Source organism: Gordonia sp. CNJ-863, from assembly GCF_001942325.1.
GTDB classification, from domain to species: Bacteria; Actinomycetota; Actinomycetes; order Mycobacteriales; family Mycobacteriaceae; genus Gordonia; species Gordonia alkanivorans.
On the sequence record NZ_MKKG01000022.1, the window covers coordinates 16663 to 30967 of the forward strand.

At 66.4% G+C, this 14305-nt stretch carries 13 protein-coding genes and 1 pseudogene; 8 read left to right on the forward strand and 6 right to left on the reverse strand.

Annotated features, from left to right (window positions below; all coding sequences use genetic code 11):
- Window positions 1–8: 8 nt before the first annotated feature.
- Genes BJF87_RS11965 through BJF87_RS11995 form a run of 7 tightly spaced genes read left to right on the forward strand, consistent with a single transcriptional unit; the run spans window position 9 to window position 5515 of the window.
- Window positions 9–872, forward strand: a complete 864-nt coding sequence (locus tag BJF87_RS11965) for a carbon-nitrogen hydrolase family protein (RefSeq protein WP_075863242.1) — start codon at window positions 9–11, stop codon at window positions 870–872.
- Window positions 869–1996, forward strand: coding sequence for an MSMEG_0565 family glycosyltransferase (locus tag BJF87_RS11970; RefSeq protein WP_075863243.1), 1128 nt, complete (start codon window positions 869–871; stop codon window positions 1994–1996). The genes BJF87_RS11965 and BJF87_RS11970 overlap by 4 nt, the downstream gene beginning before the upstream one ends.
- A complete protein-coding gene (locus BJF87_RS11975; protein WP_075863244.1) occupies window positions 1993–3003 on the forward strand; it encodes a DMT family transporter in 1011 nt (336 codons plus the stop codon). Before BJF87_RS11970 ends, BJF87_RS11975 begins: the two co-directional genes overlap by 4 nt.
- On the forward strand, window positions 2969–3382 hold the full coding sequence (locus BJF87_RS11980; protein WP_006360353.1) for a nuclear transport factor 2 family protein: 414 nt from the start codon (window positions 2969–2971) through the stop codon (window positions 3380–3382). The genes BJF87_RS11975 and BJF87_RS11980 overlap by 35 nt, the downstream gene beginning before the upstream one ends.
- Window positions 3379–4413 (forward strand): LLM class F420-dependent oxidoreductase, encoded by a 1035-nt coding sequence (locus BJF87_RS11985; protein WP_075863245.1) that lies wholly within the window; start codon window positions 3379–3381, stop codon window positions 4411–4413. Before BJF87_RS11980 ends, BJF87_RS11985 begins: the two co-directional genes overlap by 4 nt.
- A complete protein-coding gene (locus BJF87_RS11990) occupies window positions 4413–4880 on the forward strand; it encodes an SRPBCC family protein (protein ID WP_035751625.1) in 468 nt (155 codons plus the stop codon). Before BJF87_RS11985 ends, BJF87_RS11990 begins: the two co-directional genes overlap by 1 nt.
- A gap of 35 nt (window positions 4881–4915) precedes the next feature.
- A complete protein-coding gene (locus tag BJF87_RS11995; protein ID WP_035751723.1) occupies window positions 4916–5515 on the forward strand; it encodes an FKBP-type peptidyl-prolyl cis-trans isomerase in 600 nt (199 codons plus the stop codon).
- 261 nt (window positions 5516–5776) lie between these two features.
- On the opposite strand, the gene BJF87_RS12000 is transcribed toward BJF87_RS11995, so the two are convergent.
- The 3 genes from BJF87_RS12000 to BJF87_RS12010 form a co-directional block, all read right to left on the reverse strand.
- Window positions 5777–7192 (reverse strand): cytochrome P450, encoded by a 1416-nt coding sequence (locus tag BJF87_RS12000; RefSeq protein WP_187346496.1) that lies wholly within the window; start codon window positions 7190–7192, stop codon window positions 5777–5779.
- Between the two features lie 100 nt (window positions 7193–7292).
- Complete coding sequence (locus BJF87_RS12005) at window positions 7293–8570, reverse strand: glycosyltransferase 87 family protein (protein WP_075863246.1); 1278 nt, start codon at window positions 8568–8570, stop codon at window positions 7293–7295.
- A 93-nt stretch (window positions 8571–8663) separates the two neighbouring features.
- The gene (locus BJF87_RS12010; protein WP_035751621.1) at window positions 8664–9101 is read right to left on the reverse strand and encodes a globin domain-containing protein; all 438 of its coding nucleotides are present in this window, start codon (window positions 9099–9101) and stop codon (window positions 8664–8666) included.
- Window positions 9102–9434: 333 nt separating this feature from the next.
- On the opposite strand from BJF87_RS12010, the gene BJF87_RS12015 reads away from it, so the two are divergent.
- Entirely contained in the window at window positions 9435–10697 is a 1263-nt protein-coding gene (locus BJF87_RS12015) for an HNH endonuclease signature motif containing protein (protein ID WP_006360360.1), read from the forward strand.
- A gap of 154 nt (window positions 10698–10851) precedes the next feature.
- Here the strand turns inward: BJF87_RS12015 and BJF87_RS12020 are convergent, their stop codons facing one another.
- The 3 genes and pseudogenes from BJF87_RS12020 to BJF87_RS12030 form a co-directional block, all read right to left on the reverse strand.
- Window positions 10852–13263 carry an excinuclease ABC subunit UvrA gene (locus BJF87_RS12020; protein WP_075863247.1) on the reverse strand — a complete coding sequence of 804 codons (2412 nt, stop codon included), beginning with the start codon at window positions 13261–13263 and terminating at the stop codon, window positions 10852–10854.
- 170 nt (window positions 13264–13433) lie between these two features.
- Window positions 13434–13843 (reverse strand): annotated as a pseudogene (locus BJF87_RS12025) (VOC family protein).
- A 20-nt stretch (window positions 13844–13863) separates the two neighbouring features.
- A complete protein-coding gene (locus BJF87_RS12030) occupies window positions 13864–14295 on the reverse strand; it encodes a helix-turn-helix transcriptional regulator (RefSeq protein WP_040004352.1) in 432 nt (143 codons plus the stop codon).
- Between the last annotated feature and the right edge of the window lie 10 nt (window positions 14296–14305).

Below are 14305 nucleotides of genomic sequence, written 5' to 3' on the forward strand. Positions count from 1 at the left end.
GTTCGACCATGAGCACTGTCACCCTCGGTGCTCTCGCCGCGCATTTCGGCCGCGACGTGGAGCGCGGTGTGTCCAAGGCCGTCGGCATCGTCGAAGCAGCCGCGCGCGATGGCGTCGAACTGCTCGTCTTTCCGGACGCCACCCTCGGCGGTTACCTCGGCGACCTGCGCAATCCCGACCCCGACGAGCTGCCCCCGGCGCTGGATCCCGACGGACCCGAACTGGCCGCGATCATTGCCGCCGCGGGCGACACGACGGTCTGCATCGGCTACACCGAGGCCGACGGCGACAGGCACTTCAACACCGCGGTCTGCGTCTCCGGGGACGGAATCCTCGGCACCCACCGCAAGGTCCATCAGCCCGCCGGTGAGTCCCTCGCCTACGCGGCCGGTGACGAGTTCCGCTCGTTCGACACCCCGGCCGGCCGGATCGGCATGCTCATCGACTACGACAAGACCTTCCCGGAGTCGGCCCGGACCCTTGCCCTCGACGGCGCGCGAATCATCGCCGCGCTGTCCGCATGGCCGGCGAGCGTGACCGACCGCGCCGCCCGACTCCCCGCCGACCGGCAATCACGGCTGTTCGACCTGTACGACTGCGCCCGCGCCGCCGAGAACCAGGTGTTCGTCGTGTCGTCGAACCAGACCGGCGTGATGGGCTCGCTGCGGTTCCTCGGGCAGGCCAAGATCGTCGGACCCGGCGGCGACATCCTCGCCACCACAAGGTCGAAGGGTGGGCTGGCCAGCGTCACGGTCGACGTCGACGCGGAGATCGACCGCGCCCGCCGCGTGCTCAATCACCTCGCCGAGTTGCGCCCGGACTCCTACCGCAGTGCGAGCCACCAGTCCGGGACTGGCGCGGACCTATCATGACCGGTGTGGATTCCCCCTCCCCGCGAGTCGCCCTGCTGACCTATTCGACGAAACCGCGTGGCGGCGTGGTCCACACGTTGAACCTGGCCGAGGCGATGGCGCGACTCGGCGTCGACGTGTCGGTCTGGTCGCTGGCGCGCGGCGGTGACGAGGGTTTCTTCCGCGCGGTGGATCCGGCGGTGAAGTTGCGGCTGGTGCCGTTCGCCGATCGGGAGAACGAGACGATCACCGACCGCATCGTGCGATCCATCGACACCCTGCGCGGCGCCTTCGACGCGAGTGCCTACGACATCGTGCACGCCCAGGACTGCATCAGCGCCAACGCCGTTGGCACCTGTATCCGGACGATCCATCACCTCGACCAGTTCACGACGCCGATCCTCGTCGAATGCCACGAGAAGGCCGTCGTGAATCCGTATGCGCGGATCTGTGTCTCACGGGCGGTCGCCGACGAGGTGCGGCACGGGTGGGGGCTGGCGCCGGAAGTCATACCCAATGGTGTTGCCTATCAACGTTTTGCCGACGCGGCGTCGGACGCCTCGGCGGCGGTGGAGGCACGCGGCCGATGGACCTCGAAGCTCGGCGAGTACGTGCTGGCCGTCGGCGGGATCGAACCCCGTAAGGGCAGCATCGACCTGCTGAACGCATATGGCTTGCTGCGGGAGCGTCATCCGGAGTTGTCGCTCGTCTTCGCGGGCGGGGAAACGCTGTTCGACTATCGGGACTATCGCGCCGAATTCGACCGTCGCCGAGCCGAACTCGACGTCGAACCGATCGTCCTCGGTAACGTACCCGACGACGAGCTGCCGTCGCTGGTCGCCGCCGGCCGGGTGTTCGCTTTCCCGTCGGTCAAGGAAGGCTTCGGGCTGGCCGCGATGGAGGCGCTGTCCGCCGGACGGCCGGTCGTGACCCGCGAGCTGCCCATCCTCCGGGAGGTGTTCGGCGACAGGGTCGCCTACGCGTCGACGGTGCCCGAACTCGCCGACGCCCTGGCGGACGCGCTGACACCCGACCCGGAGCGCGTCGACGCCGGGCGATCGCTGGCGGCGTCACTGACGTGGGCGGACGCGGCCCGTCGTCATCTCGAGTTCTATGCCCGCCATCCGATGCCCACGCGCACATGACCCATCCGCGCGCCGCGGAGCGCGCCGGGATCCTCGCCGTGACGCTCACCGCGTTCCTGTGGGGGACGTCGGGCACGGTCGCCGCGTTGGCGCCGGCGCTCAGCGCGGTCACGATCGGTGCCATCGCGATGTCGGGCGGCGGGTTGCTGCAGGGTGCGATCAACGCGCGTGCGGTGCGTGCTGCCTGGCCGTCGTTGATGCAGCGATGGCCGACAGTGCTGGCGGGCGGCGTCTGCGTGGCGATCTACCCACTGTGCTTCTACGGGTCGATGCGCGTCGGCGGCGTTGCACTGGGAACCGTGGTGTCACTGGCGTCGGCGCCGTTGTTCTCGGCGGTCATCGAACGGGTCGCCGAGGGGCGGGCGTTGACGACGCGGTGGAGCGTCGCGTGTGCGCTGGGTATCGCCGGCAGTGTCGCACTGGCGTTGTCGCGCAGCGAGTCCTCGCACGGCGACAGCGTCTCGGGCAGCACCGCGTCGGCCTGGGGTGTCGTACTCGGGCTCGGCGCGGGTGCGACATATGCGGGCTTCTCGTGGGCGATGCGTCGCCTGATGAACGAGGGACTGGCCCGCGGGGCGTCGGCCGGTGGCGTCATGGGACTGGGCGGAGTTCTGCTGTTACCGGTGGTGGCGGTGTGCGTGCCGTCGGTGATCGAGCATCCGGAAAGCCTTGTCGTCCTCGCCTACCTGGTCATCGTGCCACAGTTCCTCGGATACGTCTTGTTCAGCCGCGGGCTACGACGGATCGACAGTTCGACCGCCACCACCATCACTCTCATCGAACCGGCCGTCGCGACCGTTCTGGCGGTCGTCGTGCTGTCCGAATCGATCACCGCGGTCGGCTGGATGGGCATCGGCGTGCTGGCGGTGGCGCTCGTCGTGTTGATGGCTCCCGCGCGGCGTCGGAGATCGGTTAGCGTCGAGCAGAGAAGTTCGCACAGCGGCACCCCTGCCGTGGACGAGGAGGACATGCATGAGGCAGTTCCGAGAGGCCGTCGAGGCACGTGACGCGCAGGCGATGCAGGACCTGCTCGCCGACGACGTCGTCTTCACCAGCCCGGTCGCATTCAAGCCGTACCCGGGTAAGGCGATCACCTCGGCCATTCTGCGGGGCGTGCTGCGCGTCTTCGAGGACTTCCGCTACGTCAGGGAGATCAACGACGCCGGGGGTCGGGATTCGGCGCTGGTGTTCGAGGCGACCGTCAACGGCAAGGCGGTCACCGGCTGCGACTTCATCCACATCAACGACGACGGCAAGATCGACGACTTCATGGTGATGGTCCGGCCGCTCTCGGGTGCGCAGGCCCTCGCCGAAGCGATGGGGGCGCAGTTCGACCAGATCGCAGCCGAAGCCGCAGCCGAGACCGCGAACGGGGCGAACGAATGAAACTCGGACTGCAACTGGGGTATTGGGCCGCGCAGCCGCCGGCCGGTCACGCCGACCTCGTGGACGTCGCGGAGAAGGCCGGTTTCGACTCGATCTTCACCGCCGAGGCGTGGGGTTCGGACGCCTACACCCCCCTGGCGTGGCTCGGGTCGTCGACGAACCGCGTGCGGCTGGGCACCTCGGTCCTGCAACTGTCGGCGCGCACGCCAACCGCCTGCGCCATGGCCGCGTTGACGCTCGACCACCTGTCCGGCGGACGCCACATCGTCGGCCTCGGTGTGTCCGGTCCGCAGGTCGTCGAGGGTTGGTACGGGCAGAAGTTCGCCAAGCCGCTCGGGCGCACACGCGAGTACGTCGACATCATGCGTCAGGTATGGGCGCGGGAGGCGCCGGTCACCAGCGCCGGACCGCACTATCCCCTGCCGTACAACGGCGACGGCGCATCGGGACTGGGCAAGCCGCTCAAGCCGATCACCCATCCGCTGCGACCGGACATCCCGGTCATGCTCGGCGCCGAGGGGCCCAAGAACGTCGCGCTCGCGGCCGAGATCGCCGACGGCTGGTTGCCGCTGTTCTACACGCCGCGCATGGCCGACACGTACAACGCGTGGCTCGACGAAGGTTTCGCCAAGCCGGGAGCCCGGCGGAGTCGCGAGGACTTCGAGGTCATCGCCACGGCCCAGATCGTCATCACCGACGACAAGGCCACGACCTACGCCGCCATCAAGCCGTTCCTCGCGCTGTACATGGGCGGGATGGGCAGTGAGGACACCAACTTCCACGCCGAGGTGTACCGCCGCATGGGGTACTCCGACGTCGTCGACGAGGTGACCAGGCTGTTCCGCTCGAATCGCAAAGAGGAAGCGGCGCAGATCATCCCCGATGCGGTCGTCGAGGACTCGGCGATCGTCGGCGACCTCGATCACGTGCGCGAGCAGATCAAGGTGTGGGAGTCCTGCGGTGTCACCACGATGCTGGTCTCACCGCGCACCATAGAGGAGATCGACCAGCTCGCCGGGCTCATCAGCTGATGCTGTCGCCCGCCCGGTTCACGATCATCGACGACGTCGTGGCGTTCCCGACACCCGTCGCGGATACGTTCGACTACCTCACCGACCCGAGCAATCGGCCTGCGTGGCAGTCGAGTCTGCGCCGTATCGACGACCTGCAGGTGGTCGGCGACCGGGCGGGTGACGTCGGCACGAGCTGGACCGACGTCACCATCGTGCCCGGGGTCGGTCCGCGGATGGAGGTCACCGACTGCGAGCCGCATCGGTTGTGGCGGGAAGTCGGTGGATGGCGATCGGTCGACGCAGTACTGACGTTGGGCTTCGAGGAACGATCCGACGGCGGCACGGATGTCCACGCCGTGGCGACGTTGACGGTGCCTGCCATCGGCGTGCCCCTGCTGGCGGTGAACCGGTGGCCGGCGGCGCGGGCGATCCGCGCCGACCTCGCTCGTGCGGCCCGGCTCGTCGCCGAGCATGATGGTCGGTGATCACCGGCCGCTCGGGTAGCGTGACCAGGGTGAACATGAAGAATGCGACGCTCGCGCTCGGCGCGGCCCTCGTCCTCGCGGTGGCCGGCTGTAGCTCCGACTCCGATTCCGATTCCGGCACAACCGAAGCCACCGGTACCGCCGCAGCCGGCAGCACCGACACCGGTTCGGCTCCGACCAGCTGCCCCACCGCGTCGGCCAAGGACGGCGCCGAGCCGCAGTGGACCTTGAAGGGCGCCACCGGCGAGATGGAGATGGTCGCCGCCACCGAGAACGAGGCGCCGAAGATCACCGTCCAGTCGCCGTTCAGCGTCGATCAGACCGTGGTCGAAACCCTCGTCGAGGGCGACGGGCCCGTCGTCGCCGAGACCGCATCGGTCACCGTCTGCTACGTCGGCGTCAACGGACGCAACGGCGAGGAGTTCGACAGCGCCTACCAGAGCGGCACTCCCGTCGACTTCCCGCTGAACGGCGTGATCCCCGGCTTCAGCAAGGCGATCGCCGGGCAGAAGGTCGGTTCCAAGGTAGGCGTCGCGATGACGTCGGCCGACGGTTACGCCCAGGGACAGCCGAGCGCCGGGATCGAGCCCGGCGACACGCTCATCTTCGAGATCGGAATTCTCGCGGCGTCATAGGGATCTAGAACGAAATACGAAGGGCTGGTGGCCGTTTGGTCACCAGCCTTCGTGGCTCGTCGCTATCGCTCCTCGCACCTCAGGGAGCGAGTGGTGGCGTCGACCGCTCCTCGCACCTCAGGGAGCGAGTGGTGGCGTCGACCGCTCCTCGTTTCCGACTGCCGAACCTCAACTCGACCGGCAGACGTCGATCGAAGTCTGCAGGTCGGGTTGAAGTCGACCGGCTTGCGGAGCCTCGTGCTGGACGGAAGAACTCGCTCGTTACAGCGCGCGGTGCCGGATGTCGATCGGCAGACCGTCGGCCGGGGTGGGTCCGGTGCCGTAGGTGAGTTCGGGCTTGTAGCCGGCCGGGACGGTCCACTCGAAGCGCTGCAGCATCTGGTGCAGGATCGACTTCACCTCCATGCCACCGAAGTACAGGCCGATGCACTTGTGTGCGCCGCCGCCGAACGGGGCCCAGGCGAAGCGGTGGACCTTGTCCTCGCGACGCTCGGCCGAGAAGCGCTCGGGGTCGAAATGGGTGGGGTTCGGCCACCATTCCTTGCGCAGCATGGTCGCCCACGGGTGGATGGCCAGCAGGGTGCCCTTGGGGATGTAGTGGCCGCAGATCTCGGTGTCCTCGATCGCCATCCGGAACAGCATGCCGACGGGGGCGTTGAGGCGCAGGGTCTCCTTGAAGGCGAGTTCCATGCTGGGGAGCTTGTCGACGTCGTCGTAGTCGATCGTCGGCTTGTTGAGCGCCAGCGACTCCTCGCGCAGACGCTGCTGCCACTCCGGATGGCGACCCAGGAAGTAGGTCAGCATCGACAGCGCGATGGTGGACGTGTCGTGCGCGGCCATCATCACGAAGATCATGTGGTTGACGATGTCCTCGTCGGTGAAGGTCTCACCCTCGTCGCTCTCGCTGTTGCAGAGGACGGTGAACAGGTCGTCGGCGTCGCTGCCGCGGCGCAGCGGGATCTCGGAGCGGAAGTACTCCTGCAGGACCTCGCGGCCGCGGAGTCCCTGCGCCCAGGTCCAGTTGCCGACGTCCTTGCGGACCATGGCCTGACCGCCACGGACCGCGGCCTCGAAGGCCTTCTCGAGGCGATGTGCCTCGGCTTCGCTCACGTGCGCACCCATGAAGACCTCGGTGGCAAGGGAAAGCGTCAGGTCCTTGGTGTTGGAGTACATGTGGAAGCCCTTGCCCACCTGCCAGTTGGCGAGGGTCTTCTCGATGTGCGGGGTCATGATGTCCAGGTAGCCGTTCAGGCGCGGGCGACTGAAGGCCTGCTGCATGATGCGGCGGTGCTGCATGTGCTCGTCGAAGTCCATGAGCATGACGCCACGGCGGAAGAACGGACCGATCATCGGCTCCCAGCCGAGCTCGCTGGAGAACGCCTTGTTGCGGTTCATCCACACGGCCTCGATGGCGTCGGGGCCGACGAGGGTCACCATGTTCATGCCGAGGGCACCCGACCAGGACACCTGGCCGTACCGCTCGAAGCGGTCCATCGCCGACTGCAGCGGGTCCGCGAGGGCCTGAAGGGTGTTGCCCAGGTACGGGATACCGGGATCACCCATGACCGGCTTGAGGCCTGAACCCGCAGGTGGCTCGGCCAGCGGGCGCTCTTTGCTCGGGTACATGCTGCTCAGCTTGCCGAGCGCGGTCTGCATCTGCTTCTTCCGACTAGCCATGTCCTTGCCACTCCCCGTTGATCCGTTGTGCCTTAGGTCACTATGCACCATTGGAACGGATTTTGACAGTTGTTTCAAGAGGCGAGTCTGTGTCAGCCGCTCAGTTCCCTCGGCTATTCACGATTTCACTGACAGAGTTCGAGGCCAGGCGTGGTGCGAGCACGCCGCAGGAGACGATCACGACCAGTCCCCAGACCAGGTACGACGACCCGATGACGTGCTGCCACCAGGCCCACGACAGCTCGGCGTCGTAGCGCTGCGGGACGTGCTGATGCGGGGCGTAGGCGAAGATGATCAGCCCGGTGCCGACCATCCACCACCAGATTCTCGACGCCTCCAGGCGTGCGGCCAGTGCGATCAGCACCAGGAGCAGCGGCACGATCCAGACCCAGCTGTGGTCCCAGGCGACCGGTGAGCAGAACAGCCAGGCGAAGGCGACGGTCATCACGGCCGCGACCTCGAGCGTCTCGTCGCGCCCATTCGCAGAGGCCTCCGACGCGGACAGCAGGCGCCACGCCGACCACGCGATGAGCAGTCCGACGACGAGAGCCGCGCCGAACCAGATGCGCTCCGACTCGAAGCCGAGTCGGGCCACCTCGCCCTTCACCGACTGGTTGTTGGCGAATTGCGGGCTACCGATGCGCTCGGTGTCGAACAGGGTGGATGTCCAGTAGGTGACGGAGTCGTCGGCCGCCAGCAGATACCCGATGCCGGCATAGGCGACGGCCGACACCGCGCCGACGACGAGTGCTCGCCAGTCGCGTCGGAGGAAGAACAGCAGCAGGAAGACCGCCGGGGTGAGCTTGATCGAGATGGCCAGACCGACCAGCAGGCCGCGCCACCAACGCCCTCGCCCGAGCAGGGCGTCGACGATGACGAGGGTCATCAAGACGATGTTGATCTGCCCGAAGTTCAGAGTGTCGCGGACCGGTTCGAGCCACAGGCCGATGGTGGTCGCGGCGGTCGCCAGCCACCAGAGATCCGACGACGAGCGGCCGGTCAGGTGGGCCACCACGATCCGGCAGACCACCAGCAGGCAGGCGATGGTCGCAGCGGTGAACAGCGCTTGACCCAGTCCCAACGGGACGACGGTGAACACGGAGAACAAGGCCGCCGCCAGGGGTGGATAGGTGAACGGCAGATAGGAGCCGCCGCCGAGCGTCGGAAGGGTGCCGTAGAGGTCACCGCCGTCGAGGAAGACGCGGCCGCCCATGCGATAGACGTCGAAATCGATGCGATAGGGCACCGGCGGATGGTTCGGGAGTACGAAGATCGCGATCGCCGCACTGACGAGGAAGACGACGAGCGTCAGCCTTCGCGCCCACGCCGAACGGAGATAGCGATCGATAACCGACCGGGGAATGTCCACAACTGTCACGAGCCCTCTCTTCCGAGCGGGATCGTATCGCGGTGGAGCTGAGAGTCAGCGGGGGCGGCGGTGACCCCGCTGAGGTGGTCGTGTGTGCAGGGCTCAGGCAGCGCCGGATTCTTCAGCGGTCTCCGACGTGGCTTCGTCGGGATAGCCGTCGAGCATGATCGTGGCGACCGCGCCCAACGCTTCCTCCCACGCCGAGGTCATCGCCGGCGTCCACGACTCACCGCCGATTTCACCCATGGCGGCGATCATGCATTCGGCGACCGCGCTGTACATCGGCCTGGTGACGCCGAGGCTCGCATGCCGCTTGCCGAGGGCGTGCAGGTTGGTCGTCAGCCACGCCGCGTCCTCGAGATGGTCGAGGACCGAGACGACGGCGGTGCGCAGCATCTCAGCCTGGACGCGGGTGTCCCGCTGGAACATCGGTTTCACACCGGGATAGCGCTCGAAGAGGATCTCGTAGAACCGGACGGTGAGACCGGAATCGGGTAGATCGACGAGGGTCAGGCTTTCTTCCAATAGTTGTTTGTCCATGCGAAGACTCTCCGGCCACGGCGTTGCGTCCAGAATGTCGCGCCGCAAGGGCTGCGTAACGGTGATCTCACAACCGCCTTGGGTGCGTGTGAGATGAACGCCGGGCGGTCGCCTCGGTCGACCGGATAGTTCCGCGAGTCCACCTCGTCACCGAGCAGCCAGAAGAGAATGAGCCAAGAAGAAAGACAAACCCACCCCTCTTCGTCCGCATTGCGTAACGCCTGTGACTGTTGATCACCAGAGACGACGATGCAGTTAACGAATGTGAAAGATATTGCAACTCCGCGTTTCTGACGTTCCGAACGGCTGTGGAGAAACCTGGTACCCGAACGTATGTTCGAGTACATTGGGGTCATGGCAAAGCTCGACTCCCTCCTCGACCAGCTCATCGCGATCACCCCTCCGGTTGACGACCCCTCTGGGAGAGCAACATTCGAAGAAATCGATTCATTGCGACAGATGCGCAACGTCGTCGACCACAAGATCGTCTGTCACACAGCGCAACTCGGCCAGAGTCAGTTGGCGGAAAGATCCGGTTCCACCACCAAGCGACTGCTGATCGAGATGGGATTCCCACCATCCGCAGCTTCCCGGCTCATGCGCATCCTCGCTGGCCTGTACGGCCTCGGCAAGGTGGTCGGACACGCTGCGGATGGGCGACTGTCGGTCGAGGTCGTCGATGCCGTCGTCAGCGGGGTCGCACTCATCGAGAAACGCTCGCCTGACGGCCTCTCCGACGGTGATCGGGCCGAATTCGAGTCCCAGCTCGTCAGCCAAGCCCTGTCGGGAGCGACGCCCGCCGAGGTCCAGACCTTCGCCCGGCGGATCGGCAACGACGTCGCCGAGTCAGTGGACACGGGCGTTCCCGCATCCGACGATCGCTCATTGAACACGCTCAATCACAGCGTGACGGATGACGCTCGGATCGACATCCGCGCCAATGTCACGCAGGTGATCGGTGAGAAGTTCGCAGCGATGATCGACGAGCGTGCGGCACCTCGCCCAGAGCCGGACGGCGCGGACGATCGACGATCGGCCGAACAACGCCGGGCCGACGCTTTCGAACTACTACTGGACCAGGCAGCTCTCGGCGCATCCGTCGACAGCGCGGGGTCGCCACATACCCAGATCGTGCTGACGATCCCGGCGGACGGTGAAGATCCCGCCGCGCTGCCGTGGACGGGTTCGGTCACGCACGCGACCGCGCGACAGTTGTCCTGCGACGGCTCGGTTTCCGAGATCGTCATCGACGCCGAGACCGTGCCGCTGCAGATGGGCCGTGAGCAGCGCCTGTTCCCGGCCCACCTGCGACGAGCGATCATCATCCGCGATGAGTTCTGCATCAAATGCGGTGCACCGCCGTCTCATACGCAGGTGCACCACGTCGAGCACTGGAGCGACGGCGGAAACACCGATCTCGACAATGGCTGCCTGCTGTGTCAGCGCTGCCATACCCAGGTTCATCACCACGGATGGGACGTCGTCATGGGATTCGATCGACACCCGTGGCTCGTCCCGCCCGTCGAGATCGACCCGCAGCGTCGGCCCTGCCCCGCCTACAACCGCCGCACCATGCGCCTCGACGACGCCGCATGACGCCAGCTTTCGCGTAGCACCTTCTCGCACCCGGCATACGAGCACAGAGCCGGGACCGCATTCGATCTTTGACAAGTACACAGTGTGAACACTGCGAGCCCACGGGCTCCGTCCTGCCCGGCAGTGGCGCTGGGCAGGACGGAACGCCGGGCAATCAGGCTCCGACGTACTCGGCCAGATGCTGTCCGGTCAGGGTGGATCGATCGGCGACGATGTCCGCCGGAGTCCCCTCGAAAACGATCTGACCGCCGTCGTGGCCGGCACCGGGGCCCAGATCGATGATCCAGTCCGCGTGCGCCATCACCGCCTGGTGATGCTCGATGACGATCACCGACTTACCCGAGTCGACGAGCCGGTCGAGCAGCCCGAGGAGCTGTTCGACGTCGGCGAGGTGCAAACCGGTTGTCGGCTCGTCGAGGATGTAGACGTCCCCCTTCTCCCCCATGTGCGTCGCCAGCTTCAGACGCTGGCGTTCGCCGCCGGACAGGGTCGTCAGCGGCTGACCGACCTTGATGTAGCCAAGGCCGACGTCGACCATGCGACGCAGGATCTTGTGCGCTGCAATCAGTTTGGCGTCACCATCGGCGAAGAATTCCTCGGCCTGCGCCACCGACATCTCGAGGACCTCACTGATGTTGCGGCCGCCGAGGGTGTATTCGAGGACCTCGGCCTGGAAACGCCTGCCCTCGCACACCTCACACGGGGCCGCGACGCCGGCCATCATGGCGAGGTCGGAGTACACGACACCCGCGCCGTTGCAGTTCGGGCAGGCGCCCTCCGAATTGGCGCTGAACAGAGCCGGTTTGACGCCGTTGGCCTTGGCGAACGCCTTGCGGATCGGTTCGAGCAGTCCGGTGTAGGTGGCCGGGTTGGAGCGTCGCGAACCCTTGATCGCCGTCTGATCGATCGAGACCACGCCGTCGGCGCCGGCGACCGACGAGGTGATCAGCGAACTCTTGCCCGACCCCGCGACGCCGGTCAGCACGACCAGGACACCGAGCGGGATGTCGACGTCGACGTTCTGCAGGTTGTGCATGTTCGCGCCGCGGACCTCGAAAGCACCGCTGGGTGTGCGGACGTTGGGTTTGACCGATGCACGGTCGTCCAGGTGACGCCCGGTGAGGGTGTCGGCGGAGCGCAGTTGCTCCACCGTGCCCTCGAAGACGATCTCGCCGCCGTCGGTGCCGGCCCGCGGACCGAGGTCGACGACGCGATCGGCGATGGCGATGACCTCGGGCTTGTGTTCGACGACCAGCACCGTGTTGCCCTTGTCCCGCAGCGCGCGGAGGAGGTCGTTCATGCGCTGGATGTCATGAGGGTGCAATCCGATCGACGGCTCGTCGAAGACGTAGGTGACGTCGGTGAGCGACGATCCGAGGTGACGGATCAGCTTGGTGCGCTGGGCTTCACCGCCCGACAGCGTTCCCGCCGGGCGGTCGAGGGACAGATAGCCCAGGCCGATGTCCACGAATGCGTCGAGATGTTCGCGGAGCGACTTGATCAGGGGCGCCGCCGACGGTTCGTCGAGTTCGGCGACCCATTGCGCCAGATCGCTGATCTGCATCGAGCAGGCGTCGGCGATGGAGATGCCATTGATCTTCGACGACCGGGCCTCGGCGGTGAGTCGGGTGCCCTCACAGTCCGGGCAGGTCTGGAAGGTGATGGCGCGGTCGACGAAGGCGCGGATGTGCGGCTGCATCGCCTCGCGGTCCTTGCTCAGCATCGACTTCTGGATCTTGGGGATCAGACCCTCGAAGGTGACGTTGATGCCGTCGACCTTGATTCGCGTCGGTTCCTTGTAGAGCAGGTCGTTGAGCTGCTTCTTGGTGTACTTGGCGATCGGCTTGTCGGGGTCGAAGTAGCCGCAGCCCCGGTAGATCCGCCCGTACCAGCCGTCCATCGTGTAACCGGGGATCGTCAGGGCGCCCTCGTTGAGTGACTTCGACGAGTCGTAGAGCGCGGTCAGATCGAAGTCGGAGACATCGCCGCGGCCCTCACAGCGCGGACACATGCCGCCGGTGACCGAGAAGCTGCGGCGCTCCTTGACCTTCTGGCCGCCCTTCTCAATGGTGACCGCACCCGCGCCGCTGATCGACGCGACGTTGAACGAGAACGCCTGCGGCGAACCGATGTGAGGTTTCCCCAAGCGGCTGAACAGGATTCGCAGCATCGCGTTCGCGTCGGTAGCGGTGCCGACCGTCGACCGCACGTTCGCGCCCATGCGTTCCTGGTCGACGATGATCGCCGTGGTGAGTCCTTCGAGGACGTCGACATCGGGCCGGGCCATCGACGGCATGAAGCCCTGCACGAAGGCGCTGTACGTCTCATTGATCAGACGCTGCGATTCGGCGGCGATCGTGCTGAAGACCAGAGAGCTCTTGCCGGACCCCGACACACCCGTGAACACGGTCAGCCGCCGTTTGAGCAGCTCGACGTCGACGTTCTTGAGGTTGTTCTCGCGGGCCCCGTGCACCCGGATGCGGTCGTGAGTGTCGGCGGGATGGGTGTCGTACTCGTCGACCGGGGCGGATCGGGGCGTCGACTTCGTGCGCGAGGCAGGGCTCATCGTGTCTCCATCGCGGCGGCGCGTCTCGGTGCGCAGCCATCGTCGTGATCGGGCAGGATTTCCGTTGTCGTACTGGTCTGACTCGATCCAACCAGGAGAGTCATCGGTGATTCGGCAACTCCCCCGGCGAGCGCTTCACGTGGCGGCAATCGACCGGCGCCGCACACCTTTCAGGCCGCCTGGTCGATACGGATCAGGTTGCCGGAAGGGTCCCGCACCGCGGCGTCGCGGACGCCGTAGGCTGGTCCATCGGCTCCTGCACGATGTCGACGCCACTGGCCTGCAGCTTCTCGAACAGTCCGTCGAGGTCCTCGGTGGCGAGGGTGAGCGCGCCGTAGCTGCCCTTGGCGATCAACTCGAGGATGGTCTGCCTTTCGGCGTCCGTGATGCCCGGTTCGGCGGCCGGCGGGTACAGCACGATCGACGTGCCCGGCTGATTCGGCGGGCCGACCGTCAGCCAACGCATGCCCTCGTATCCGACGTCCTTGCGGACCTCGAAGCCGAGGATGTCGCGGTAGAAGCCGAGAGCTGCTTCGCCATCGGTGTGTGGGAGGAATGCGTACTGGATGCTGATGTTCATGGATGTCAGGCTAGGCATCCTCACCCCCGCTGCGCTTCTCGATTCCTGATCGGTCTGGTGATGTTCTTGGCCATGCATGCAGGGATTCCGTCGGTGGCATCGGCGGACTGCTCGCGATACACCTTCGGCGGTACCCCGACGAGCTCGGTGAACCGCGTGCTGAACGTCCCGAGGGACGAACAGCCGACCTCGAAACAGACCTCGGTGACGCTGAGATCGCCCCGGCGCAGCAGCGTCATCGCCCGCTCGATGCGGCGGGTCATCAGGTAGGAGTACGGCGACTCACCATAGGTCTGACGGAACTTGCGGCTCAGATGCCCGGCCGACATGTTGACGCCCCGCGCCAGCGCCTCGACGTCGAGCGGCTGCGCGTACTCACGGTCGATCCGGTCACGGACCTGGCGGAGCAGGGTCAGGTCACGCAACCGCTGGTCGGAATCGGATCGGGGCACCCGTCGATCG

Coding starts and splice junctions, on each gene's coding strand:
- BJF87_RS11965 (WP_075863242.1), top strand. CDS start 9: ATGAGCACTGTCACCCTCGGTGCTCTCGCCGCGCATTTCGGCCGCGAC.
- BJF87_RS11970 (WP_075863243.1), top strand. CDS start 869: ATGACCGGTGTGGATTCCCCCTCCCCGCGAGTCGCCCTGCTGACCTAT.
- BJF87_RS11975 (WP_075863244.1), top strand. CDS start 1,993: ATGACCCATCCGCGCGCCGCGGAGCGCGCCGGGATCCTCGCCGTGACG.
- BJF87_RS11980 (WP_006360353.1), top strand. CDS start 2,969: ATGAGGCAGTTCCGAGAGGCCGTCGAGGCACGTGACGCGCAGGCGATG.
- BJF87_RS11985 (WP_075863245.1), top strand. CDS start 3,379: ATGAAACTCGGACTGCAACTGGGGTATTGGGCCGCGCAGCCGCCGGCC.
- BJF87_RS11990 (WP_035751625.1), top strand. CDS start 4,413: ATGCTGTCGCCCGCCCGGTTCACGATCATCGACGACGTCGTGGCGTTC.
- BJF87_RS11995 (WP_035751723.1), top strand. CDS start 4,916: ATGAAGAATGCGACGCTCGCGCTCGGCGCGGCCCTCGTCCTCGCGGTG.
- BJF87_RS12000 (WP_187346496.1), bottom strand. CDS start 7,192: ATGGCTAGTCGGAAGAAGCAGATGCAGACCGCGCTCGGCAAGCTGAGC.
- BJF87_RS12010 (WP_035751621.1), bottom strand. CDS start 9,101: ATGGACAAACAACTATTGGAAGAAAGCCTGACCCTCGTCGATCTACCC.
- BJF87_RS12015 (WP_006360360.1), top strand. CDS start 9,435: ATGTTCGAGTACATTGGGGTCATGGCAAAGCTCGACTCCCTCCTCGAC.
- BJF87_RS12020 (WP_075863247.1), bottom strand. CDS start 13,263: ATGAGCCCTGCCTCGCGCACGAAGTCGACGCCCCGATCCGCCCCGGTC.